This window comes from Rhodococcus sp. USK10, assembly GCF_019378875.1.
In the GTDB taxonomy this organism is placed as follows: Bacteria; Actinomycetota; Actinomycetes; order Mycobacteriales; family Mycobacteriaceae; genus Rhodococcus_F; species Rhodococcus_F pseudokoreensis.
In genome coordinates this window covers 183,135-207,584 of the sequence record NZ_CP076047.1, presented here as the reverse complement: position 1 = coordinate 207,584, position 24,450 = coordinate 183,135, and the positions used below count along the sequence as shown (strand labels likewise).

19 protein-coding genes and 1 pseudogene are annotated in these 24,450 nt (G+C 63.9%); 16 read left to right on the top strand and 4 right to left on the bottom strand.

Translation table 11 applies throughout. The annotated features are described in order from the left end of the window. The 12 genes from I1A62_RS01480 to I1A62_RS01430 all read left to right on the top strand — a co-directional run bounded on the left by I1A62_RS01480 (position 1) and on the right by I1A62_RS01430 (position 13,818). Positions 1–1,878, top strand: a complete 1,878-nt coding sequence (locus I1A62_RS01480) for a hypothetical protein (protein ID WP_219453636.1) — start codon at positions 1–3, stop codon at positions 1,876–1,878. After that, the gene (locus I1A62_RS01475) at positions 1,878–2,675 is read left to right on the top strand and encodes a hypothetical protein (RefSeq protein ID WP_219453634.1); all 798 of its coding nucleotides are present in this window, start codon (positions 1,878–1,880) and stop codon (positions 2,673–2,675) included. Before I1A62_RS01480 ends, I1A62_RS01475 begins: the two co-directional genes overlap by 1 nt. Before the next feature lie 1,330 nt (positions 2,676–4,005). Next, positions 4,006–5,289 (top strand): CdaR family transcriptional regulator, encoded by a 1,284-nt coding sequence (locus I1A62_RS01470; protein ID WP_219453632.1) that lies wholly within the window; start codon positions 4,006–4,008, stop codon positions 5,287–5,289. Positions 5,290–5,342: 53 nt separating this feature from the next. Further along, the gene (locus tag I1A62_RS01465; protein WP_219453630.1) at positions 5,343–5,978 is read left to right on the top strand and encodes a 3,4-dihydroxy-2-butanone-4-phosphate synthase; all 636 of its coding nucleotides are present in this window, start codon (positions 5,343–5,345) and stop codon (positions 5,976–5,978) included. Positions 5,979–6,580: 602 nt separating this feature from the next. Continuing rightward, positions 6,581–7,384, top strand: a complete 804-nt coding sequence (locus I1A62_RS46805) for an acyl-CoA dehydrogenase family protein (protein WP_308340752.1) — start codon at positions 6,581–6,583, stop codon at positions 7,382–7,384. After that, the gene (locus I1A62_RS01460; RefSeq protein ID WP_308340749.1) at positions 7,312–7,704 is read left to right on the top strand and encodes a hypothetical protein; all 393 of its coding nucleotides are present in this window, start codon (positions 7,312–7,314) and stop codon (positions 7,702–7,704) included. Before I1A62_RS46805 ends, I1A62_RS01460 begins: the two co-directional genes overlap by 73 nt. 216 nt (positions 7,705–7,920) lie before the next feature. After that, complete coding sequence (locus tag I1A62_RS01455) at positions 7,921–8,973, top strand: porin PorA family protein (protein ID WP_257890337.1); 1,053 nt, start codon at positions 7,921–7,923, stop codon at positions 8,971–8,973. A gap of 141 nt (positions 8,974–9,114) precedes the next feature. Continuing rightward, positions 9,115–9,540 (top strand): hypothetical protein, encoded by a 426-nt coding sequence (locus I1A62_RS01450; protein WP_219453625.1) that lies wholly within the window; start codon positions 9,115–9,117, stop codon positions 9,538–9,540. 135 nt (positions 9,541–9,675) lie between these two features. After that, a complete protein-coding gene (locus tag I1A62_RS01445) occupies positions 9,676–10,053 on the top strand; it encodes an antibiotic biosynthesis monooxygenase (protein WP_219453623.1) in 378 nt (125 codons plus the stop codon). 107 nt (positions 10,054–10,160) lie between these two features. Further along, positions 10,161–12,770 (top strand): ATP-binding protein, encoded by a 2,610-nt coding sequence (locus I1A62_RS01440; protein ID WP_219453621.1) that lies wholly within the window; start codon positions 10,161–10,163, stop codon positions 12,768–12,770. Further along, complete coding sequence (locus tag I1A62_RS01435; RefSeq protein ID WP_219453619.1) at positions 12,767–13,168, top strand: roadblock/LC7 domain-containing protein; 402 nt, start codon at positions 12,767–12,769, stop codon at positions 13,166–13,168. The genes I1A62_RS01440 and I1A62_RS01435 overlap by 4 nt, the downstream gene beginning before the upstream one ends. A 62-nt stretch (positions 13,169–13,230) precedes the next feature. Then, positions 13,231–13,818: an ATP/GTP-binding protein gene (locus tag I1A62_RS01430; protein WP_219453617.1), complete on the top strand. Its 588-nt coding sequence runs from the start codon at positions 13,231–13,233 to the stop codon at positions 13,816–13,818. A 69-nt stretch (positions 13,819–13,887) separates the two neighbouring features. On the opposite strand, the gene I1A62_RS01425 is transcribed toward I1A62_RS01430, so the two are convergent. Then, positions 13,888–17,301 (bottom strand): serine/threonine-protein kinase, encoded by a 3,414-nt coding sequence (locus I1A62_RS01425; protein WP_219455000.1) that lies wholly within the window; start codon positions 17,299–17,301, stop codon positions 13,888–13,890. A gap of 501 nt (positions 17,302–17,802) precedes the next feature. Between I1A62_RS01425 and I1A62_RS01420 the strand changes: the two are divergent. The 3 genes and pseudogenes from I1A62_RS01420 to I1A62_RS01410 all read left to right on the top strand — a co-directional run. Further along, a pseudogene (locus I1A62_RS01420) lies at positions 17,803–18,988 on the top strand (transposase); the annotation flags it as partial. Between the two features lie 325 nt (positions 18,989–19,313). Next, complete coding sequence (locus I1A62_RS01415) at positions 19,314–20,615, top strand: cytochrome P450 (RefSeq protein WP_219453615.1); 1,302 nt, start codon at positions 19,314–19,316, stop codon at positions 20,613–20,615. Positions 20,616–20,632: 17 nt separating this feature from the next. Further along, on the top strand, positions 20,633–20,935 hold the full coding sequence (locus tag I1A62_RS01410; RefSeq protein ID WP_219453613.1) for an EthD family reductase: 303 nt from the start codon (positions 20,633–20,635) through the stop codon (positions 20,933–20,935). Positions 20,936–20,944: 9 nt separating this feature from the next. Here the strand turns inward: I1A62_RS01410 and I1A62_RS45635 are convergent, their stop codons facing one another. Further along, positions 20,945–21,100: a hypothetical protein gene (locus tag I1A62_RS45635; protein WP_257890534.1), complete on the bottom strand. Its 156-nt coding sequence runs from the start codon at positions 21,098–21,100 to the stop codon at positions 20,945–20,947. Here I1A62_RS45635 and I1A62_RS01405 point away from each other — a divergent pair. Continuing rightward, positions 21,041–21,925, top strand: a complete 885-nt coding sequence (locus tag I1A62_RS01405) for a PDR/VanB family oxidoreductase (RefSeq protein WP_257890513.1) — start codon at positions 21,041–21,043, stop codon at positions 21,923–21,925. The two genes, I1A62_RS45635 and I1A62_RS01405, sit on opposite strands and share 60 nt — an antisense overlap. 95 nt (positions 21,926–22,020) lie before the next feature. On the opposite strand, the gene I1A62_RS01400 is transcribed toward I1A62_RS01405, so the two are convergent. Then, a complete protein-coding gene (locus I1A62_RS01400; RefSeq protein WP_257890336.1) occupies positions 22,021–23,046 on the bottom strand; it encodes an AraC family transcriptional regulator in 1,026 nt (341 codons plus the stop codon). 974 nt (positions 23,047–24,020) lie between these two features. Continuing rightward, the gene (locus I1A62_RS01395; protein WP_219453607.1) at positions 24,021–24,410 is read right to left on the bottom strand and encodes a hypothetical protein; all 390 of its coding nucleotides are present in this window, start codon (positions 24,408–24,410) and stop codon (positions 24,021–24,023) included. Positions 24,411–24,450: the final 40 nt, after the last annotated feature.

Here is a 24,450-nt window from a genome sequence, read left to right as displayed (position 1 = left end):
ATGAGTCGTCCGTGGGAGCAGATTGCCCTGTTCGACGTGCACCAGCCCCCTGCGCCGGATCCCGCTCCCGACGATGCCGCCGAGATCGACGCGGAAGACACCGCCGCGGAAGAGTCGCCGACACCGACCGCTGAGGCGGAACCGGCGGAATCGCCGACACCGACCGTTGCCGCGGAACCACCGACTGCACCGGCGCCCGAGCCGACAACATCGATTCGGCCGGTGTGGGAGTCGCTACCGGTGGGGGTCGAGGCGGATGAGCATGCGGTGATCGTGACCGCCGACGGAACGTATACGCCGTCGGGGCGGGAGTTGACCGGTCCGGTCGATTCGGTGGAGAAGCTCGACAAGCTGGTGCGCTGGGCGGCCCTGAAGCCGTTGGGTACGCCGCCGCAGGTGTGGATCGTGGGCCAGGGCGCGTGTGACGCGTTGGGGTGGGTGATCGACCCGGGCGATGAGGACGACTTCAAGGACATGGAGGTGCTGCGCACCCGCGCCGCCGCCGACCTGACCGCGGTCCTGCAGGCCACGCTGATGCCGATGCTGAACGCGGGCTGGGAGTTGCGCGGCGATCCGGGGCACGTGGTGCACCTGTCCCGCAGCATCGGCAAGTTCACCTCGATGGTGGATGTGGTGATCGAGCCCTACGTGTGGACCTATTGGAACAAGGACTTCAGCTGGAACAATCGGGTCGGGGAGATGGGGATCCTCGGCTCACCCACGGCGGGAACGTATCTCCCCGACGACGATCTGCCGGCGGCGCGGGAGTTGGGGCGCCGGTTGGCGTGGTGTGCGAAACACCTCGGGGTGCTCCCGGGGCCGACACCGGCGCGGACCGGGGCGGCGATCGTCGACAAGATCAAGCGAGAACGCACCCGGACGGGCAAGGGCCTGGTGGTGGCGACCGCGGGCCCGGTGCCGCCGCTGGACGGGGCCCGGCGCGGGGACCTCGAACCCGCGGCCGGGTGGACCCGGGTCCCCGACGAACAGGACCTGGAGGGGGCGTGCCGGTTGGTGTCCATCGACCAACGCGCCGCCTACCTGGCGTCGGCGGGGATGCTGGAATTCGGGTACGGGCAGCCCACCCATCTGACCGGTGGGGCGGCGGCCGCGGCGGCGGTGGGGGAGAAAGGTGCCCCGTTCGGGCTGTGGCGGATCACCCTCCCTCCCGCGCAGACGCTGTCGCTGCCGGAGAAACTCCCATTGCCGCACCCGCACATGCTCATTGATCAGCCGGTGCAGACCTGGGTCACCACGGTCAGCCTCGACGGGCTTCGGGAACCGGTGGCGGATGGCGGGATCGGCGCCGACCTCGACGACCTCGACATCACGGAGGCGTGGGTGTTTCCGCAGCAGGGCCGGGTGTTGGACAAGTGGGCGAAAATCCTCCGTGAGGCCCGGAAGGTGTCGGTGGATACCGGGGATGCGGCGACGAAACTGTTTGTCGGGTCCTGCTACAAGGGGTATATCGGGCGGATGGTGAACCCGGACATGTGGACCGCGACCCGGATGGCCCATCATCACCAACCTGTGTGGCGGGCGGCGATCATCGCGCACTGCCGGTGGCGCGGGCGGCGGGTGGCGATGCGGATCGCCCGCGAACACGGCCGGTGGCCGGTCCGCACGGTCACCGACTCCTGGGTGTACCTCCTCGCCGACGGCGAGGACCTTGCGGATGAGAGTGCGGCGTTGGGGAAGATGTCGGTGGAGAAGGACACACCGCTCACCGACCCACTCCAGACGGCACTGGCCTCGGCGGAGGATGTGCACGAGGTGAAACTGGCGATCACTGCGGCGTTCGCCGACGACGACTTCGAAGCCGATGACGACTTCACCACCGATGACGAGAACACCGACGACGGGGAGGGGGTGCTCTGATGGCCCTGCATCTTCCGCGGCCGCGCACCACGAAGCTGCCGCAGCAGGCGGTCGGTCTGGACGGCCTCAAGGTCTCGGTCTCCGACGCCGCCACCAGCGGCGTCGAAAAATCCAAACAGGTCAAGACCGGGGGCTTGGCCGGGCTGACCAGCAAGGTGTCGGTCACACAACTACGCAAGGAACTCGGGAACGAGGGGTTGCGGCAGGCGGCGATCGACGCCGGCCGCACCCCGCCGTCGGCGCGCACGTTGCGCCGGTGGGCCCAGCAGGGCCGCATCCCGCACGCGGATGTGCTCGAGCGAGCCCAACGCCGGGCGGCGATCGAACGCCTAGGCGGTATCGATGCAGTGGCCGCGAAGATCGGCCGGTCCCGCTCCGCGGTCTCCCGGTACCGGTCGGGGGAGACGAACGAACTGCGGGCCGACGCCAGCAAGAAACTGAAAACCGTGAAGGCGCAGGACATCATGAAACGGGCCGGGGTGCTGCGACCGGACGGAACCCCGAAACGGGCGGTCATCCGCGTCCGGGGCGGTGTGATGGTCCGCAACGGTGCCGACGAAGGCTACGACTACCGGGTCCGCACCTTGGATTTCGCGAACTCCGACACCCCGTTCAGCAGCGACGAGTCCCGCGAACTCGCCGCCGCACTCGCGAATGACGATCACGCCCGCGTCGTCGCACTCCTGGAGCGGCACGCCACCCTCGACTACCCGGAGAACAAGGGCTTCGACAGGTACAGCGACCAGTTCGGGTTCCACTTCGACCACATCGACTCCGTCCACATCGACTGGATCTAACTGTCATCCATTGATCACGACTGGGCATTGCAGTAGTCGACCGGGTGATCCGGGGGTCCGATCGGCGAGCGCCTGTAGTAGGCCGCACCCGCGCGGTTGTGTCTGGTGAAGGTGGGGTACCCGAACGCCCGGGACTGCTACGCGCGTGCCGGACGTCCGGATGTGCGTGGATCGTCGACTGCCCGCCGCCGACGGTGGCCGCGTGAACCCGTAAGTGATGAACCGAAGGTCGGAGTGCCGGAGAAATAGTCTCGTGACCGATGTCGTCACGGTCGACGAGCACGGGCGCTACCGCCTGCGCCTGGAGCGCCACCTGGATCACGCTCGCCCGGAGGTGTGGCGAGCGCTGATGAGTGTGAGATGTCCTCCTCGCTTGGCGCAGATGGCACCGCGCGCGCCAACCCGCCGAGGTTGCCCGAGTACAGAACCGGTGACACCGCGGTGCGGTGGGAGATCGCCGACGATGGCCGCGCCGGGTCGGTGCTGGTCTTCACTCAGCTTTGCGGCAGCCGGCAGGCTTGGTGTCGACGAGATGGGGTGGTGGTTGACAGCCCTTAAGGTGCTCGGCGAGTGTCTGACCGGCGATACGGACACCGACGTCCCGGGGCGGCCCGGTGCATGTTCGAACGCTGCCGTCGCGCCGTCCGGTAAACGTCGGGTGACCTCATCTGTCACTCCGGTGCCGCCGATGGCCTCCGGCCCCGGACCGCCGCTTACCTCGTGGGATTGACGCCTTTGTGAGACGTGCTGCGCTGGCTCGTCGACCGGGTCAGCGCTGCCACCCTCACCGCACTCGACGACCTGGTCCAGAACATCGCCGCATAGGCACGCGAGGAGGAGTGCTCATGGTAGCCCGAGCCGTCAGGCGCGCCGAAGTCCATGTCGCGGCGCCTGTGTCGGGCGCCGCGAGCGTGATCCCCGACCGGCACCGCAACGGCCAGGTTTTCTTGCGCAACGAAACCTGTGGAGCCTCTTGCCGGTGACGCTGCGGAAGTCCGGCGAGCGCTGCCCGAGAGGCGGGACACCGTGATCCGGGCACCCGACGTCGCGACCCTGATGGCGGGTCTGATCGGCCGCCATCACCGGGTCACCGCCTATGAGGTCGGGCAATTCCGCGCAATTTCTAGCTTCAGATTTTGGCGTTGAGTCCTAGAAGCATGTGGTCCGCGTCACGTAGCCTTCAATATGTCCATCGAGGGCCAATCGGACCAGGTCAACGCCACCCGGCGGATTGCCGTTGACTCAACCGGCCGGTGCGCCGGAGTGCTCGCGAGACCGGAGCCTTTCGCGCGGCAGGATGTTGACGGGCACAGAGCCGAAGGAGCAGGTGATGGCTACCGTAGAAGCGCGTTGGGTCAGCCAGCTCAAGGTGAGCGACTCGAAGCGGGTTCAATCGGTCTGCTCGACCGAGTTACTCGAACTGGCGGCTGGCCAGGTGGGGTGGGAAGCATTGGATTGGGCTGTCGCGGTGGGGAAGGAGCTCGCGCAGCGGTGTGTCGAGATCTTTCCCGAGTTCGGCGACCGGCCGGCTCAAGTGGCCACGGTTCGTCTCGGCACCGAATCGGGGGCGATCATCACCATGCTGGCAATCGATGGCCACGACTTCCAGATGCCCGAGATCAACGACGATACGGTTCGGGCAGTCCAAGAGTGGGTTCAACGGGGAGTCTCACTGTTGACGATTTGGGCGGCTGTCCGCAAGGGGCACCAATGGCTCGCCGACGAGTACATGCATGCGTGCATGGAAATGGTTCCCGCGGAAGAGCAACCGGGTCAGCTTCAATTGATTTCACAGGTTCTGCTGCGCTTCATCGACCGCTTCTCCGACGCCATCGGACGCGAGTACGAGACCGAATACGGGCGGTGGATGACGACAACCGCCGCTGCACGTGAGCAGGTCGTGCGAGCCCTTCTCGGTCGTGAAGAGTATGACCTATCGAGCGCAGAAAAAGAACTCCAATACTCGTTGGCGCACAGTCATCACATCGGCCTGATCCTGTGGTCCGATACCAACGATCTGCGGCGGAACTCGAGATTGAACAAGATCGCCGACACCGCGCTCAGGGCCTGCGGCGCGGAACAAATACTCTTGGTCCCACACGGTCAGTCCACACTGTATGCATGGGGAAATCGCCCACGGTCGCCCTTCCCGCTGCACGTCGACGTCGATCTCGACGGTGACGCCGCGGTACGGGTAGTGATCGGACGAGCGCACGAAGGACTGGCAGGCTTCATACGAACTCATATCGAGGCGCAGCAGGCGCGAGTAGTACTCGACGCCCTGCCGGGACTGAGGAAGCGCAGCGTCGACTTCGCTGATGTGCACCTGCTGTCCGTCCTGGCCCAGGACATGGAAAAGGCCCGCGGCTTCCTCGAAGCTGAACTGGGCGAGCTCGCTGCTGACGACCCCCAGAGCTTGACGCTGCGACAGACCGCAGAAGCGTACCTACGCCTCAAGCACAGTCCCCTCGCGGTAGCCAACGAACTCTACGTTGTTCGTAACACCGTCATCTATCGACTGAAAAAGATCGAACAACTCATCGGGCATTCGCTCGATGAACGAGCGCTCGAAACGTGGACTGCCCTTGTGCTCAAGGATGGAATTACCGCGTGAGCAGAACACGCGTGCCGCATGTTAATTCGCAACGCACAGAACGGAACCACGCCATGACAACCTCGATCATCGAAACCCGCGAACGAAGGTTGACGCACGACGGTGGAAGAGGTATTCGAGCCCTGGCGGCAGGCGAGACCATCGTGATGATTGACGATTCGGCCATCGTGTTGATGGCATGCGCCGGCACCGTCACCACCGCACAGATGGCATTCATCATCCGCCATACCGGTGGTTTCGTGCAGGTCGCCCTTCACGAGGTGGTGTGCGACCGACTCCTCCTTGCTGAGGCGATTCCCTCGGATCGGTACGCTCCCGCACATTCCCGTGGGCAATGTGTTGCCGTAGATGCTGCAATGGGAACGACTACGGGGATATCCGGTACCGACCGCGCCCGAACAGCGCGTGTGCTGGCCGATCCCTCTACCGAACCGAATGGTCTCACGCGGCCCGGGCACCTCGTTCCCGTTCGAGTCAAGGCGTCGAGCGGGACCGCCAGGACTGTCCCCGCTCTCGCATTAAAGTTGGCCGATTGGGCGCATCCTTCCAGTTCTGGTGCAGTGTTCGCGGATCTCGAAAGTAGCGACGATCCAACGCAACTGGCGAATTCAGAGGAAGCGGTCCGATTTGCGGACAGGCACGGACTCGTAGCCGTGCATACTGGCCGCACCTCGGCGCCCGGCCGGTGATTGTCATCCGAGTCTTTCACGCAGTCCGTCGAGTTGTTTTTTCTAGTGGTGCAACGCGTTCGGCAGCTGCGCGGGGAACGTCATCTTCCGATCCGGATACTGAGGAGTCTTCAGGCGAGTTGGCCAGAAAACGTGAATTCAATTTATGTACAGTGCAGTTCCACCTTGGCGGCATCAATTGTCGCAACCGCGTTCGCTGCTCCGAGGTCGATTATGGGCGGACGCGGTGCCAACGCCGTATATTTGGGCTTGCAGGGTCGACAGTGTCTGGCGTGTCCCGGGCAAATGAAACGTGATACCGGTTGAATACGTTGCTGCGCAATGTATTACGACGCGCAGTTCGAGAAGCTAGCTTTCGTGTAAAAAGACATTTTAGGACTTGACGTTATAACATATGTCAGCATAGTGTGGTCTAGCACACGCAGATGGCGTGATGACTTCGCCCGACAGCGCGGGATCGAGGAAGTCGATCCCTGCACGTGTCTCATGAAACCGGAAGCCAAGACGGTTTCTCGGACCCACATCAATGAATCAAAATATGGAGGACAACAGTGACTGCTACTGCGATGCCGCGTGATACCCGGGATTTGTTGGCGGAGGCGGTGAAGATTGTTCCGGTGGTGGCCGAGGGGGCGCCGGAGGCGTTGGAGTTGCGGCGTGCTCCGGATCGTTCGGTGCAGGCGTTGGTCGATGGTGGTTTGACGGTGATGTCGTTGCCGGTGGAGCGGGGTGGGTGGCGTGCGCCGACGGCAGTGCAGGCGGAGGTGATGGCGACCCTGGCCGAGGCGGATGGGTCGTTTGCGTGGGTGACGTCGATTTACAACGCGGTCGGGCACATGGTGTGTGCGTTCGGTGATCAGGCGCTCGATGAGTTCCTCAGTTCGGATGTTCCGCGTTCGGCGGGTGTGTTCGCGGTGACCGGCCGTGCCGCGGCGGTCGAGGGTGGGTATCGGGTCAGCGGTAAGTGGGGTTTCAGCTCGGGTCAGCATCATGCTGGTTGGATCATCGTTCCGGGGATTCCGGACGAGGGTGGGGCGCCGGTTGCGTTCCTGGTGCCGAAGGCGGAGTTCGAGGTCAAGGACGACTGGTTCGTCACCGGTTTCATCGGGACTGGCTCGAACACGGTGGTGCTCGAGGATGTGTTCGTGCCCGAGCATCGGGCGATTCCGTTCATGGACATTGTGACCGGTAATTATCGGACGGCGTCGTTGGCCGGTGACACCTATTACAACCAGCCGTTTGTGCCGTTTATGTGTGCGATGTCGGTGGGTCCGGCGATCGGGCTGGGTCGTGCGGCGTTGCGGGCGTTCGAGGAGCGGGTGGGGTCTCGGGGATCACTTACACCAACTATGCCCGGCAGGCCGATGCGCCGATCACGTTTCATCAGCTTGCTGAGGCGCGGATGAAGCTTGATCAGGCGAAGTTCCATGCGGACCGGATTACCGGTGCGGTCGATGGGCATGCGGCGTCCGGGGCGGTGTGGGAGATCGCCGAGCGGGTGCGGTGTCGGGCGGATATCGCGTGGGCGATCAAGCTGACGCGGGAGGCTTGCGAGATCATCGAGCACGGTTCCGGTGCGAATGCGTTGCGGGGTTCGGACAAGCTCGGTTCGATTCTGCGGGACATCCGCACCATGTCGGTGCACTCGTTCCTGTTGCACTCGACCAATGCGGAGTTGTACGGGCGGATCCTCGCGGGCAACGAACCCGACGTCCCCTTCATCTAACGAGTTCCGGCCAAGACCCGACCGCTGGGGGTCTTGGCCGGTACCCCCCCCGTACCGAGCCGATCCGGATCGCTGACGTGAGCACGTACCCGAAAGTCGATTGATTTCGGCTCCCGACCGAGGATCCGATCACGGGCCCTCACGGAACCGAAAACTCTGGCCCGATAACACCACGGCATCACTCGCCGGCGAAGCCACACAAATCTCTCACTAGGAATGATCTCTATGCCAGTACCCCGATCAACGAAATTGTCTATAGCAGTTGGTGTTCTGTTCGTCCTGCTTGCGGTGACGCTGAGATTTTTCCTAGTGCCGGCGGCCTCGAAGATGCCTGATGACCTCGATGTGACGCTCCGTTACGAGGGCGCGGGGACGATGCTCAATCCGACGGCCCTTCAGGCCGGCGATCTTGCCAACGTGGTGGCTACCAACGTCCCCGTCTCCGTCGACCGACACGTGTACGTCTCGAGTGTGGACGGGAACACTGCCATCACACACGATGATCTGACCGTCGAAGCGCCGGGAGGAGTATCTCTGCCCTCCAACCACACCTACGCACTTGACCGCACGACTATGGACAGTGCACCAGCCCCGGACGGGGTCGAAGTGGAGCCGCACGCAGGTCTCACGGTGGGCTGGCCAATGGATCCGAACCCGGACGCAGGCTATGCGCTATACGATTTCGCGACCAGGACGACAGCACCGATGACATTTGCCGGTGAAGGCTCTGTATCGGGTCGAGACGTGCTCAACTACACCGTCGAAGCAGCTGGCCCGCTTGCCGATCCCAATATTCTCAACGGATTGCCGCCCGGCATGCCGAAGGCGCAGCTCGCCTCGCTCGCCCCGCTCCTGCCGGCTGACCTGCAAGCGAAGCTGGGCGCGGCGGCCGGTTCGCTGCCCGATCCGGTGCCGTTCAATTACACCGCCGTGAGCAAGCTGGCGCTGTCCACCGACAAGACCCTCGGAACGCCTGCGGACGGCTCACTGAACCTGCAGGTGATCGCAAACGTCGAGCTCGGTGGCGAAAATGTCAGCGTCATGCCGGTTCTTGCCCTCGATACACAACTCACCGATCAGTCGGTCGCCGACGCGGCAGCCACAGCCTCGACGGTAGACAAGTTGCTCACGCTGATGGGAGTTGTCGTCCCACTCGGTTCGGCACTGATTGGTCTGATCCTCATCGTCACCGGGCTGCTTCGGCTCCGCAAGCGCCCCCCGACACAATCGACTCCCCACCGTGATCCCGAGTCGCTTGGGGCCCGTTGACCATCGACACCCCCTCGCCACGGCGGCGCCGTTTCATCATAATCGCCCAGTTGACCGCAACCTGCAGGTAGTCCGGCAAACCCCGGCCACCGTCCGGTCAGAAACCCGACGTTCACCACTCGACCGAAAGCGTGCGAACACATGCCTCGTATCAATACCTCCCACCTACCGACCCGACTCGTGACGGGCGCCTTCATTCTCAGCTCCGGCCTCGGCAAATGGTCCGGAAACAAGGAGATGGCGGCAGGTGTGCACGGGTTGGCCGCAGGAACCTATCCTATTCTCAACAACCTCGAGGCACCCAAGTTCCTCAAAATCCTGGCCGGGGCCGAGATCGCGCTCGGTGCCGCCCTGCTCGCCCCAATTGTGCCCGCTGCGGCCGCAGGTGCGGCGCTGACCGGCTTCGCCGCCGGCCTTCTCGGCCTGTACGTGCGAACCCCCGGTATGCGCACGGGAATCCGACCCACTCCCGATGGAATCGCGATCGCCAAAGACGTATGGCTACTCGGAATCGGCGCCGAACTCTGCACGGACGGCATCCGGAACCGCAGCTCGCTCCCCACATAGACCCGGTCGACGCGCGGGCATCGTGGTGAACACGTCGAGGTCTCAGCTACTCAGGCGCGTCCTTCCTCCGCACCTTTCGGCCGCACGACAGGTACCACGTTTCAGAAATTGCACAGAGCGAGAAAGAGTTACAATATGATCTTCGAGCACGCCCACGTCACTGTGGCAGTCGATCGCACATCCGACTTCGAGCGAGCGTTCGCCGGTGTGAAGAAGCACCTCGTTGCCGCCAACGGCGGCAAGACTGCGGAACTCGTTCGCAGCGTCGACACCGACGGCCTTTATCTCATGCGCGTCGGCTGGGATTCCGTGGAGCAGCATGCGGAGTTCGGTTCGTCGCCGGATGCGCAGATAATCGTGGACGCACTGGCCGAATTCTTCGTCGCCACTCCACAGGTTGCCCACTTCGAAAGACCTGGTCTTGCGACACGAGTGAGGAGCTTCGTGCAGGTCACCGCGGCCGGAATCGCGAGTCAGGTACGTGTTCGGCAGGCCGGCAAGACCTCGGCCTGACCGCAGGTAGTCCCGGACGAAACCGAAGAGCAGCGGCGGTTGCGACAGGTCCGCGCGCGGTTCGACTCGAACCACACCAATAGGTCGGGTAATCATCAAGGAGAGTCGTGATCGATACCGGCTTGCCATCGCGTTCTGCGGTCGTGTCGATTTCGTCGTGGCCGCTGCGCTGGAAGATGGCCGTGGTCCTCATAGTTCCGTTTGTGGTAGCGACATCACTCGGTGCACTGCGAGTTCAGGAGCGACTTCGTGAGGCTGCCGACTTCACCGTCGTGGCCGACCGGATACGTGTGGTTCCACTGCTCATCGAGCTTGATTCCGACGTGGCCGTCGTGACAGGCACTCTGGCGCAACGCACCGTCACCGCGGACCTGATCGACAACCTGGATGCCACTATCCGCAATGTCGAATCGCTGGATCCCTCGAAGATCCTTACCGATGATGCTGCGCGCACCGTGACCGATGCGCTGGCCAGTGCGCAGGCGCTGAGCACACAGGCAAGACGTGGTCCGACTGCGATGGAAGCACTCACCGAACAACTCGATGCCATCCGCAACGCCCTGGGGGCTTCCGTGCGGGCGATCATGGAGCCGATCGTCGATCACGATGTAGCTGCCTACGCCAGGGGCCTCGAGGGACTGTGGGCCGCGCAGAAGATGCTCTCTCCGGAGGGGTTGGCCGTGGTCGCCGCAACACCGATGCACGAGAACGCCTCGGACAGGGCACTGGCAGAAGAGGCAGGGGCGCTCCGAGCCCACCTGCAAACGGAAGGTGTCCTCCTCCAACAGGCCGCCCAACTCCCGTTCGTCGACCGAGAGGCTGTCGCAGCGCTGCAGCAACTGGTCGCTGATCGCGTCGGACTACTGGCGAGCCTCGACTCACCCGGAAACGCCGCTCGAGTCCTGGACGAGCTCAAGCTGTCGCTGTTCACCAGCATTGATCAGTACGAGACGGCTGTCTCCGCCGCGTCGGCCGCGCTCAGCGACGCCGTCACGGCCAAATCGAGCACCCAACGCATCGGCGCCTGGCGCGACACCACCGTGGTGATGGGACTGTTACTCACGGCCGTCGTGCTGGCCGTCCTGGTCGCGCGATCGCTGCTGGCCCCTCTCCGTCGATTACGCCGAGGGGCACTCGAAGTTGCCCACATCCATCTTCCCGAGGCGGTCGCGCGCATGAAAACCGAGAGCAGCATCGGGGCGCCCGACATCGAACCGATCGACGTGCACACCACAGAAGAAATCGGGCAAGTCGCCCGCGCGATCGACGGCATCCACAGCCAGGCATTGCGCTTGGCCGGAGAGCAAGCTCGTCTGCGGATGCAAATGACACGTGTCTTCGAAACCCTCGCACGGCGGAGTCGCTCACTGGTCGACTCACAACTGGAACTGATCGAACAGCTCGAGTTCGAAGAACGAGACGCCGCGCGACTGGACAATCTGTTCCGTCTCGATCACCTCGCCACCCGAATGCGACGGCACGGGGAGAATCTCCTAATCCTTGCCGGGAACCGTGACCGGCGCACTCGTCAACCTTCGTTGCCGGTGACCGACGCGGTCCGCGCGGCAGTCTCCGAAGTCGAGGACTATCGGCGTGTACAGGTACAGACCGTCCCCGACGTTGCACTGACCGGGGCGTCCGGCGCCGACCTCGTCCGAATCCTCGCCGAGTTGGTCGACAATGCTCTGCAATTCTCTTCACCTGACACCACCGTCACCGTCCACTGCACCCGCACCCTGGAGGGTGGGCTGCTGATCGAGGTCGCCGACCGTGGAATCGGGATGTCACCAGATGACCTCGACGCCGTCAACGAGCGACTCGCCAACGGCACCTTCGAGGTCAGCGCAGACACCGCCCGACGAATGGGGCTGTTCGTCGTCGGCACGCTCGCGGCCCGGCACGCGATGACCATCGCCCTCCGCGCCACTCTGGAGATGACCCGAAACGCGGGGATCACCGTCACCGTGACCATTCCCGGAGCCTTGCTCATCACCGCAGCCGACCGGAATGGCAATTCCGCCGCAGCATCCGTCAATCGCCGAGTGCGCGGCCCAGCCATTCAGCAGGCGGCACTCATCGCCGCACCGTCGACCACATCGGACCCGCACAACACAAACCCAACTGAGCCCGCGGCGATCGCGCCGGTTGAGAGCGGGGGCAAGGAAGGCAGCGACGATTCGGATCACCCGCGGCTTCCGCACCGCACCCCGGGCGCATCGATAGGCGCAGGCCGCACGCCACCAATCCACACCGCCGCGGTGGATAACACCGAAGATCCCCAACCCATCGCGCGACACCGACTCCGCCGTTCACGGACCACCGCGTTCTTCGAGCCCCGCGTCTTCGACGAGGACAATTCCGCGAGTCCGATCGCACCACCGCCGATCTTCGCGAGCATCGCGCCTGCATGGCTGACCGATCCGACCACCCGCGACAGTCTGGAGTGGGCGTCGAGCGCCGACGAGGGGTGGTCAGCCGCTCAACGCGCCGGCGAGTCATCCTCGGACATCACAACCACCGGTCTGCCACAGCGGATTCCCGGTCGACGACTCGTGCCCGGCAGCGTCGATGTCCTCGCGCCACACCCGTCCCCACTCCGTACGCCCGCCGCCGTGCGCGAGAACCTCGCCCGCCACCAGGCAGGCGTCCAGGACGGCAGGGCTGGGCGCCATCGCGACTTCGGCCCCACACTCGAAGCGCAGAAGGGACTCTCATGACAAATCGGGGCACCCTGGACTGGTTGGTTTCGAACTTCGCCAAGGACGTACCGCGTGTAGCCCATGCCGTCCTCGTCTCCGCCGACGGGCTTCTGATGGCTGCGAGCGCTCATCTCCCACTCGACCGCGCCGAGCAACTGGCCGCTGTGACGGCGGGTCTCGCCAGCCTGTCCACCGGTGTTTCCACCCTCTTCGACGGAGGCCGAGTGCTGCAATCGGTCGTCGAGATGCAGCATGGCTATCTACTGTTGATGAGCGTCGGTGACGGTGCCCAACTCGCCGCTCTGACCACCGCGGAGTGCGACCTCGGACAGGTCGGTTATGAGATGGCTGTCCTGGTCGAGCGCGTCGGATCGGAAATTCAAGCGCTTCCCCGAACGTCGGCGACACTGTCGTGAGCGGTGTGCAGGTCGGCGCGGTCGATGCGGGAGTGCGATCGACATCGGGCTACCCCTGCCGGATGACTTCGGCGAAACTGGTCATCGCCGGCGGATTCGGGGTCGGAAAGACAACCCTGGTCGGCGCGGTCTCGGAGATAGTTCCACTGCGAACGGAAGCGCTTGTCACCGAGGTCAGTGCCGGAGTCGACACCCTCACGCCGGCCACGCTGAAGTGCACGACCACCGTTGCGATGGACTTCGGCCGGCTCATGCTCGCCGACGACCTGACCCTTTACCTGTTCGGGACTCCAGGACAACATCGGTTCTGGTTCATGTGGGACGACCTCGTCCGCGGTGCGATCGGAGCCATCATCCTGGTCGACACCCGGAGACTTGTCGAAAGTTTCGCCGCTGTCGACTATTTCGAAGCTCGAAACATGCCCTTCGTGGTGGCGATCAACGAGTTCGACACCGCGCCGAGATACAGCGCAGTCGAGCTTCGTGCGGCCCTGGCCGTCGCCGAAGATGTCCCGATCATCTCACTGGACGCTCGCGATCGAGCTTCCGTCAAAGCTGCACTCCTCGACATCACCGAACACGCCCTCAGTTCGCTGAGCAATTCCCGACACATTGTAGGGATAGCGCCCACGACTCCAGCGTGGATGTAAGGGCAATCTCCATGTCTACCGTCGGACTTTCCGCGTGGGACAGGCAAAGATTGTCGGCACAGCACCAGTTCACGAGTGGGTCGACGGTTCCAAGCGGCGATGAAGGTCCAAAAGACGATCGAGAAATTCTGCGATCGTGGGATTCAGCTCGTGAGTGTCGCTGATGTGTTGAACAATCCCGAAGATGGCTGGACCTGCGTCGAGGATCGGTAGGAAAAGCCCGGCCCGCGCACACTGCTCGAGTAGTGGAAGCAGTATGTGTTCTACCTGTGAGCGCGGTCGGAGTGTTGCCTGGCATTCGGTCAGCAAGAGACGGGCATAGAGGGAGGCTCGGGGTCGCTGGCTGGTGTCAATCGACTCGGCGAGGTGGTGAGCTCGCGAACAGGCTTGCCGCGCTGAGTGATGAGCGCCGGCGGCGAGTAGTAGCCGAATGGAGGATTCCTCGATGATTTCAGCTGTGATTCGACTGATGCCGTCCAATTCTGTGTGTCCGAGCCGGTCGGGAATGGTGGGGGGAGGGCCGATATGCGCTGGCCCGAGTTCGGTGCGGATGCGCTCATTGGTGATGTGCGCCTTCAGTCGCGGCAGCTTCAGCCGGGTCGCGAGTCGTTCTCCCTCCTGCAGACGCTCTACTGCCTGGTCGCGCCGACCAAGCCGGAACTTCAGGCGGGCGCCCACAGCGTAGGTGGCGATCAAGAAGTCGACCGTTCCGCCCTGGGTGCCGAGAGCGTAACTCTGGTCGAGACGGTGTTCGGCTTCGTCCAACTTCCCCTGTTCGTAGAGCACATCTCCGAGAAGCGCTGCGGTGAGGCGCGAACCGTAGGACAGATCGTCGCCGGGGTTCGTTGACAGATCCACCGCACGGCGGAGGCTGGCCTCAGCGCCTTCTAGATCGAGTTGCTCCCGTGAGGCCAGCCCGTCCAGGCAGTACCCGTAGACGACGCTGAACGGTCCGACCGCCCGGTGTTGGTGCGGGCGGGCCCATTGCTGCCAGCGCCGTGCCTCGTCAAAATCGAATCGGTGGATCGAACGGAACGAGGCGGCATCCGCCGTGCCGCAGAGAACCCATGGCCGGAGTCTGTGGGCCCGAGCCATGCAGGCGTCGATCGCCTCATCGACGCCGTGGAGTCGATCGTCGAGGATGCTGATGGCTGCCCGGATCAGAGATGCTTCCGCGCGAGTGTCGGCGTCCTCGTCGATAGAACCCGCAGGCAGTGCCGCCTCGACGTGACTGAGTGCCTCGACCGCAGCCTCCGGGTGGTGCAGGAGGGCGTGAGCCCACGCCAGCGCCATCTGCAGGCGAGGATGCGTAGTGGCAGGTACGGGGAGCTTTGCAGCTAGGCCGAGCAGCGTGCTCATCTGTGATTGTTCGAGCAACAGGAGCGCTTCACTTTCGACTGCGGCGATTGCATCGTCATTGTCACCGGCGGCGAGGAGGTGGCTGACCGCCGGGCTGAGCAGGTGTTGACCGCCGAACCACCGAGATGCGTTTCGGTGCAATTCTTTTAGTCGGGCGGGGTCGTTGCGTTCCAGACGGCGCTGCAGGTGTTCGGCGAACAGGTGGTGGTAGCGGAACCATTGCCCCTCTTCATCGAGTCGCATCAGGAACAAATCCCGGTCTTCGATGTCCTCGAGCATCGTTTGAGTGTGCTGATGTCCGGTCAATGCAGTAGCCAGCGACGCACAGATCCGTTCGGTGACCGAGGTGGCCAGAAGGAAGTCGAGCAATGCGGGGTCGAGAATGTCGAGGACGTTCTCGGTGAGATACTCGCCGATGGCACGATGTCGGCCGGACAGCCGGTGAATGGCGGCCTGTGGATCGCGGTGTTCGCGCAGCGAAAGCGAGGCGAGTTGAAGGGCAGCCACCCAGCCATCGGTTGATTTCTTCAGTTCGGCGAGAGCCTTCTCTTCCAACTGTAAACCGGCAGTCACCGTGAGAAGCTCGCGGGACTCGTCGAGGTCGAACCGAAGTGCAACTGTGTCGATCTCGACGAGCTCCTTGTGTACACGCATGTCACTCAGCGGCAACCCCTGTCTGGTGCGACTGGTGACGACGAGCTGTAGATGGTGACAACCGTGTTCGAGCAAGAATCGAGCAACATCCCGGCTGGCGGGGTTCGTGACCCGGTGCCAGTCGTCGAGAACCACCGTTACTGCGTGGCCCGCAGTATGGGTTCGATTCAGCAAGGTGGTCAGTACGAAGCGCTCCGCGCCCCCACCGTGCACTTCGAGAGTGCGGGTCAGTTCCGCTGCGAGACCCGGGAGCGGTAATGCGATGGCTTCGGCGAGGTGGGCGAGAAACCACGCGGGGGTGTTGTCGTCGTCATCGAGAGTCAGCCACGCTGTTTTCCGCCCTGCGCCTTCGAGCACCTCGAGGTATTGGGCGGCCACGGTGGTCTTGCCGTATCCGGCAGGTCCGTGGATCAGGACGAGTCGAACACCCATCTCGCCACGGAGTCGGTCGAGTAGCTGGGTCCGCTGCACCGTCGGATGCCCCGGGGACGGCGGACGGTACTTCGTGGCCACGGTCGGCGGTCGGGGTCGCCCGCTCTCCAGGGCCGTGGGCTCGGCGTGGACGTAGGTGCGGCTGGTTTCGCGCTCGGGCGGTCGTGCCAGAGGCTCGTCGTCGTCCCATGCAACCGGCAGGGGAACGTCCGGAACGGAGTACCCGAGGTCCGCGCCGACATGACGGAGTTCCTCACCCATCGCTGCGGCGGTATCGGGTCGGGTGGACGGATCCCGTGCCATCGCCCGTTCGACCACTGCGCGCACGCTGTCGGGGACGGTGCGATCACTGATCTCGGGGATCGGCTCCGTGCTGATCCGGAGCAGTTGGGAGAAGAGCTCCTCGCCGCGTCGGCGGCCGAAGGCCGGACGACCGGCCAGCGTGGTGAACAAGGTGGCACCGAGGCCGTAGATGTCCGAAGCAATCGTCGGCGGTTTTCCGTGAAGCAGCTCAGGGGCGGTGTATGCGGGAGACCCCACCACCATGCTGCGGGTGGTGTCCTGCTGCTCGGACAACCTCGCAATCCCGAAGTCGGTGAGTTGGGGCTCGCCGTACTCAGAGAGCAGGATATTCGCCGGTTTGATGTCGCGGTGCAACACGCCCGCACGATGTGCCGTCTCCAAGGCTCCGGACATCTTGATGCCGATGTCGAGCGCCTCGGCGACCGTGCGGGCACCTTTGCGGCTTATCCACACTTCCAGGGAGTCACGGCGGTGGAAGGGCATGACGAGGTAGGGACGACCGGTGCGGGTGACACCTACTTCGAGGACCTGCACGATATTCGGATGGCCGGAGAGTCGGCCCATGACCTGCTGCTCACGAAGAAACCCCGCACGGTCGGCAGTTCGAGGGTCCGCGATCAGCACCTTGATTGCCACGACTCGGTCCAGAGCGGGCTGGCGACAGCGGTAAATGACGCCGAACCCCCCACGGCCGACTACACGGAGATCATCGAAGCCTTCACCTGCCAACTCCATCGCGACGTCCTCCGGAGCTGCGCCTTCGACAGATTTGCCGGCATCGTCGGACACCTCGCACCTCACTGAGTCGGCAGTGGCGGACGGGACCGGGGCTCCGTCAGCGGGCCCGGAAAAGTCATCCGCACTGCTGCTCACCGCCCCAACCTCGGATCTTCCCTCGATTCTAAACCGCGCCTGCTCCACACCACATCAGAGTGACGAGGTCCCCGAAGTCAACAGACGTTAGACATACCTGCCGGTCACGGGTGCGGTAACCGTCACTGGTTGGTCGGTCGCATCGACGCCCTCATTCTTGCCGTGGTGGCCGCCGGTGAGTTTCGAGGACGTCGGTCGACTACGTCGCATCGACGCCACGCCACGCCGAGCTCGAGGCGCTTGTTACCCACACCGGCGGCGCCTGGGTGCGCGTTGTCTCGTCCGTCGCTGGAACGTTGACTTTAATTGTTGTGTAACATGATTGGCTCGATATTGTCGCTTTCCTCGACCGTTAGCCCAGTGCGAGTCTGCCGGCCCAGCACCCTCCGGCTGATGTTCCGCAAGTTCCGCTACCGACTCGGCCACGAGACCCTGTGCCGCGACCGGTCGTATCGAGAGCCTCCCGCGCAATGGTGAGCGACTCGCTTCCCCTGGCGGCGGTTTGCCGGATTCCCTCGGGCGGGTCGGTGCCGTACCCGACCGATGTTGATGAAGCTGACCACCCGCTGTGGCGCGGCGGCGGTGGACGGGCTGAACGAGACGCTGTTGGCCAAGGCGGCCGAGGTCAAGGTGCTGCGCGCCACCAAATTGCGGGCCGATACGACGGTGGTGCCCAGCAACGTGTCCTACCCCACCGACTCCGGGCTGTCGGCCAGGACAATCCGACGCGGACCCAGGTGCGGGACCGGTCCCGTGCGGCGGGCAAGCGTGCGCATCGCGACGAGGTCCCGGCGGCGGTCCGGCGCACGACATTCGGAGCTGGCCGACCTGGCCGTGTCCGCCGCCACCGATGCCGAACGGCTGCTGACCAACGCGAAACAAGCGCTGCGCCGGGCACACGCCAAGGCCACAGTCCGGAAGGCCCAGAGCGAGCACCACGGGGCCGCGGGCAGCAGGCTGGGACGTCGGCCCGCGCCATCGACGACCCCCGTGGACCTGGTCACCGTCGCCGGGCAGACCCCCCGTACGGAGCGACCCGGAGGGACAGCCTGCACGACCCCACCGCTCGGCCCATCGCCGAGGGACGGCTCGGCAAGCCCGTCGAGTTCGGCCCCAAGGCCCAGCTCGTCGAAGGCGACGACGGCGTGATCGTGGACCACAACGTCGAACACGGCAACCGGCCGACGCACCCCAACTGGCCCCAGCGGTGGATCCGGTCCGCACCCGTGCCGGGCGCCCGCCACGCACGGTCACCGCCGACCGCGGCTACGGCGAGAAAGCCGTCGAGGACGGACCTCCATGACCTCGACGTGCGCACCGTGATCATCCCCCGCAACGGCAACCCTCAGCCGGCCGGCGAGAAGAGATAACGCAGACCAACGTTACGACGAACAATTAAGTGGCGCACCGGAGTAGAAGACAGAATAGCGCCCTCAAACGCGGATACGGCTGGGACCACCCGCATCGACAGCACTGAAGACGTCAAATCTGTGTCGGCCACGGGCTCCTGGCACACAATCTGGTCAAGATCAGCAGCCCGGCAGCATGAAAGGCGCCGATCGGAGGAGTCTGTGACCAACCCATTCCCGCCCGGCCGAGAACGGCCGAATCATGCTCACCGAGCGCCTCGGTTTCGGGTCGACGTAGCTACCCAGGCGCAACTCCTCGGAGAAGTCGCTCAGCTTCGCAAATTGCGCACTAGGCGTGCGCGAAGTGGATTGACCCGGCACAAGTGCCCGCAGGTAGGCTTTCGATACTCGGAGAGACGCCGGTCACATCGTGGGTGGCTCTGGGATCTCCGACACAATCAATGACCATTCCCATCTACTGTCCACCCGCTGTCACAGCCTATGTGACTGACGCTAGGAGTATTGGTGACCACAGGATCCGACCACGCTCTCAACATCCCTGCACAGTGCCCGGTCTCACACGACTTCAATCCTTTCGGTGGGAGCTACCAGGAGGACCCCGCCGGTTCGTTACGGAAAGCTCGACACGAGCAGCCTGTCTTCTACAGCCCCCTCCTCGATTACTACGTCGTCACACGCTACGCCGACATCAAGGCGATCTTCCGGGACACGACCTCGTTCTCCGCGGCGCTGACACTGGAGCCCATTACGCCGCTGCGCGAACCGGCAATCCAGAAGTTGGTCGAGCACCAGTTCGACCTGGGCCCGTTCCTGGTCAACGAGGACGAGCCGATCCATATGCGTCGACGCCGGGCGTTGGCTGAACCGCTCAACCCCGCAAACGTGCGGGGATGGGAGCAGTACATTCGCGATCTCGTCACCCGCTACATCGACAAATTCGTCAAGAAGGGGCATGCCGACCTCGTCGCCGATTTCATGTGGGAGTTCCCCGCCACGGTCGCCTTGAAGTTCATGGGCGTGCCGGACACCGAAATCGAGCAGGCGCGCCAGTTCGCCGTCGGGCAGATCATGTTCGGATTCGGCCGCCCCACCGAGGAGGAACAGGTCGCCGGCTGCGACGGGATGGGGCAATACTTCAACCACGCCAAGAAACTCGTTGCGAAGCTGAAAGAAAACCCTGATGTAGAGGGCTGGGTTCCCTTCGCGATTCGGGCGAGCCAACAGGATCCCGACACGATCGATGATCGATTCCTGGTCAGCATGATGATGAGCGGGACGAGCGCGGCACACGAAACAACGAGCAACGCCGGAGCGAACGCACTGCTCACGCTGATGCGGAACCGAAACATGTGGGACGAGATCTGCGAGGATCCCTCCCTCATTCCCAACGCGGTAGAGGAATGCCTGCGGTACAGCGCTTCAGTGGTGGCCTGGCGACGGCTGTGTGTCAAGTCGACTTCGGTCGCAGGCGTCGAGATCCCGGAAGGCGCGAAGGTACTGGTGGTGACCGCGTCGGGTAGTTTCGACGACGAAATCTTCGACGAACCCGAGCGGTTCGATATCCACCGAGGCAATGCCAAGCAACACTTCGCGTTCGGCTTCGGCACCCACACCTGTCTCGGTGCCCCGCTGGCCCGTCTGGAAATGAAGATCGTTCTGGAGGAGATGTCACGCCGACTCCCCCATATGCGCCTTGTACCGGACCAGGAGTTCGAATATCTGCCCAACACGTCCTTCCGAGGACCGCAGAACTTGTTGGTCGAATGGAACCCGGCCGACAACCCGCTTCCCTCAGATCGTCCATAACTGGAAGGAATGACGAAATGCACAAGCTCACAGTGTGTTACGGACAGCCGCAGGATGCCTCAGCCTTCGACGACTACTACACGTCGAAGCATGCACCCTTAGCGGAGACCGTTCCGGGTGTGGTCCGATTCACCTACGGAAAGTGCGAGCCCCTTGGTGGGGTCACACCCGACTATTACATGATTGCCGAACTCGCCTTTGATTCCCGACCTGACTTGGAGGCGGCACTCCAATCGCCCCAGGGGCAGGCCGCCTCGGCGGACCTGGCGAACTTCGCGACCGGCGGTGTGACGATGCTCGTCCACGCGGAGACGAGCTGAACGATGTACTCAGATCTGCAGAATAGGTTGCCCGCAGCAGCGCCTCCCGAACGGGATCTCGAAGTGGTCGTCGCCGATCGGCAAGTCGTAGCGGACGGGGTCGTCCTGCTCGATCTGCACCATCCCGACAGTGATGTCCTCCCGGCATGGGAAGCCGGCGCTCACATCGACCTGATCCTGCCCAACGGGCTCGTGCGGCAGTACTCGCTGTGTAGTACACCGGAGGACCGGCGATCCTGGCGGGTGGCGGTGCTCCGCGAGCCCGACGGTAGGGGCGGTTCGACGTTCATTCACGACGAGTTGCCGCTGGGGAGCACCGTTCGGGTTCGTGGACCGCGCAATCATTTCCCCCTGGTGCCGGCACCACGCTACGTCTTCATTGCCGGTGGTATCGGCATCACCCCTCTGATTCCCATGATGACTGCCGCATCCTCAGCTGGAGCGGACTGGCAGTTGATATATGGTGGGCGCAGTCTGACGTCGATGGCGTTCGTGGAGCAGTTGGTCGCCGAGCACGGCCACCGGGTGGCCGTCCACCCACAGGACACATGCGGCCTGCTCAACCTAGATGCCCTGCTCGGTGGTCCGGATGGATTGCCGGACGGGACCCTGGTGTACTGCTGTGGCCCCGGACCCCTGATCGATGCGGTGGAGCAGCGCTGCACCGGCCTACTGCACGTCGAACGGTTCGCGCCGGGCGACGCAGGCGAACCCGTCCTTCACGGATCATTCGAGGTGCAGGTTGCATCGACAGGACAGACCCTGACGGTGAGTCCGGACGAGTCGGTGCTGGAAGTGCTCCGCTGCAATGGAATTGGCATCGACGCCGCGTGCGAAGAAGGTACATGCGGCACCTGCGAGACCAGGGTCCTCGACGGACAAATCGACCATCGAGACTTCGTTCTCACCGCCGCCGAGCGCGAGCAGAACGCGCTGATGATGGTTTGCGTTTCCCGTGCGGCATGCCCCCGGGTCATTCTGGATCTGTGACAAGCCCCCATTGCGGCCTGGCCACAGGCCGCGATGGGGGCTACCTGAAGAGGTGCACCGCCGCTGTGTGTCAGGGCGAGTGGTAGCGGCGCCAGTCAGCCGTTGCGCGTCAGTGTCGTAGACGGAGCTTCGCCGTAACGGCGCCGGTAGTAGGCGGCGAACCTGCCCGGATGCGTAAAACCCCAACGCATGGCGACGCCCGCGACGGTCGATCCGTCCGAGGGGACGGCCGACATCAGATCGCGCCGGGCGCGGGTCAACCGAACCTCGGTCAGATACGCGGCCGGGGACGTGCTCAACTGGCGCCGGAAGCCCATCTGCAGAGCACGCGGACTTACGTTGACCGCGCGAGCGATGCTCGCCACCGTGAGCGGTGCCTCGGGTGAGGTCTCGATCAAATCAACCGCGTCCTGTACCGCACATCGGGAGACTGACCTCGGCTGCGCAAGGAGCGCCGCTGAGTAACTGTTCGGCTGCACCATCAGCAGGGTCGCCATCAACTGTTCCCGCAACTGTCCGACCATCATCGGCGCAATTCGCTCGGAGGCATCAACTCGCTCGAACATGTCCTGCATCAGGCTCACTGCCCCCCATACTGCGGCCAATGCGGTGGGGCGGCTCACCAGGGGCGCAAAGCCCAATTGTCGTTCCCCAGCATCCGGCGCAAGGTGGCGGGCGAAGGCCGTGAGCGCGGATAACTCCAAACGCGCGCACAGCATCGCGAAGCCGGGGCTCCATTTCATCCGCAGGTCCTGATCCGGAGAGATCACTCCCGCCGAATTTCCCGCGGCGACGCTGAACTCGTGTCCCGCCTGCCGCAGCTGCATAGTCCCCTCCAACGGAAGGGTCAATGCGACGTAATCATCGAGTGGAGGAGCGACGACCTCGAGCTCCGCGCCATACTTCATGTAGTACAAACTGATCGGGCCCAGCGAAACTCCGTGTATGCGGGCGTCCAGTGTCTGTCCTGGCCGGATACGGAGATGATTCTCAGAGAGCAACTGTGCGCCCTCATTCTCTGCTTGACTCAACTCCGAAGTGCGAACGAGGCAGTAGCGACTGAGCGGAGCGGTTTCAGCCCCGTACGGAGCGACGTCAGCAGCCGATATTTGTGAGCGCATGAAGTCCCCTCGTTCTGATTCGGACATTCCTATGCATCGATCATCAGCGCCTATCTGGAATATATCACCCCAGATAGGCTATCGATATAACAGATAACATACGGACGGCTCATCGCTGCCGAGGGAAGCCGTGGCGGTGCTGGAGAAGGAGGGCCGGATAGGGGCCGACAGCTGTTGTGGTGGCAAACGGCCGGCGGGGGCAGAGTCTGGTGGGCCCTTTTCCTGTCGGCGATTTTGGCAGTAGGGAGGGGCCTGCTGGGCGGGCGTCAGAAATAGACCGTGGCGGCCTCGTCGGTAACGTACTGAACGAAGACACGCGCCATGACAGGCAATCGAGTGGTTCTGGCATGTGGTCAGCACTCGTGGGTGTCGCGGATGCTGCACAAGTGCGCAGACGGTTGAACTTGTTCAGGCGCATTTCCCGGGAACTTCTGCGATGGTGCGACCGGAATCGATCACACGATGGGCAGCCTCGACCTTGTGCTCGGCCGCGAACGACCGAGCCTGCGAGGAGGGATACGGACATCCTTTCAGCGGGACCGGCGTCCCGCGAACGCGGTGTCCACGTGCCGGGGCGCCACCGCAAGTGTGAAGGGTCAGTGCGATGCCCAGCCCTGAAGCGCTCGCCCTGTGACCGGAACGGTGAAGTTGGGCTATCGCCGAATGCACCGTCCCGAGAGTCACCATGACGGGACCGGCGAGGATCGTCGGCCGACGCAGCGTCCCAGCCCCGAGTCTGCCGATGATCGGGGTGGTGGCGGCCGCGACGAGCAACGTCGATGTTCAGTGCCCACTGTGCATCGGTCAATGCGCCCCCGTATCGGCCAGCGGTGGCAGGAGTCAGCGGTGCACCGAGACTGCTTCCGATGCCGGTGATGGTGGTGAGCATCGCCAGCGTGAGCACCAATCCGTGGTCTTGTCACGGTGGTCACGCGTTAGCGAGCCACGCCGAGCCGAGTTGATCGACACCCTACTCACACGGGGTCGATCGAGGAGATTAGCCACCGACCGTCGACCTTCTCGAGGCCGATACGAAGGCGGGCACCGTCAACCTTCGGCGTTTGCTGGTCGGCAGCGGTTGTGGACTGGTTGATGAACGCGAGCACCGTGGCATGCGCCTGGTCGGCATCGACTACCGACGCATCCTGTACAGCCGTGGTGGTGACGATCTTCCGATCGGCGGCCGACGGCCGGACGGCGGAGTCGATTAGTTGCTGGAAATCCGACTTGAAGTCTCCGGTCAGGGCGTCGGTCGCGCCGGTGAGCGAGGCATCGAGAGTGTCGTAGCTGTAGGAAAGAACCTTGGGCAACAGATCGCGGGTGGCTGCCACGGCCTCTGCTCGGGAGGCGTCGGTGGTCTCCATGGCGCGCACCTTCCCGAAAAGTACGGCGCCGATCGCGAGA

What these genes read in the sequence shown, in the direction of transcription:
- I1A62_RS01480 (WP_219453636.1), top strand. Translation starts at nt 1, where the DNA reads ATGAGTCGTCCGTGGGAGCAGATTGCCCTGTTCGACGTGCACCAGCCC.
- I1A62_RS01475 (WP_219453634.1), top strand. Translation starts at nt 1,878, where the DNA reads ATGGCCCTGCATCTTCCGCGGCCGCGCACCACGAAGCTGCCGCAGCAG.
- I1A62_RS01470 (WP_219453632.1), top strand. Translation starts at nt 4,006, where the DNA reads ATGGCTACCGTAGAAGCGCGTTGGGTCAGCCAGCTCAAGGTGAGCGAC.
- I1A62_RS01465 (WP_219453630.1), top strand. Translation starts at nt 5,343, where the DNA reads ATGACAACCTCGATCATCGAAACCCGCGAACGAAGGTTGACGCACGAC.
- I1A62_RS01455 (WP_257890337.1), top strand. Translation starts at nt 7,921, where the DNA reads ATGATCTCTATGCCAGTACCCCGATCAACGAAATTGTCTATAGCAGTT.
- I1A62_RS01450 (WP_219453625.1), top strand. Translation starts at nt 9,115, where the DNA reads ATGCCTCGTATCAATACCTCCCACCTACCGACCCGACTCGTGACGGGC.
- I1A62_RS01445 (WP_219453623.1), top strand. Translation starts at nt 9,676, where the DNA reads ATGATCTTCGAGCACGCCCACGTCACTGTGGCAGTCGATCGCACATCC.
- I1A62_RS01435 (WP_219453619.1), top strand. Translation starts at nt 12,767, where the DNA reads ATGACAAATCGGGGCACCCTGGACTGGTTGGTTTCGAACTTCGCCAAG.
- I1A62_RS01430 (WP_219453617.1), top strand. Translation starts at nt 13,231, where the DNA reads ATGACTTCGGCGAAACTGGTCATCGCCGGCGGATTCGGGGTCGGAAAG.
- I1A62_RS01425 (WP_219455000.1), bottom strand. Translation starts at nt 17,301, where the DNA reads ATGGAGTTGGCAGGTGAAGGCTTCGATGATCTCCGTGTAGTCGGCCGT.
- I1A62_RS01410 (WP_219453613.1), top strand. Translation starts at nt 20,633, where the DNA reads ATGCACAAGCTCACAGTGTGTTACGGACAGCCGCAGGATGCCTCAGCC.
- I1A62_RS01400 (WP_257890336.1), bottom strand. Translation starts at nt 23,046, where the DNA reads ATGCGCTCACAAATATCGGCTGCTGACGTCGCTCCGTACGGGGCTGAA.
- I1A62_RS01395 (WP_219453607.1), bottom strand. Translation starts at nt 24,410, where the DNA reads ATGGAGACCACCGACGCCTCCCGAGCAGAGGCCGTGGCAGCCACCCGC.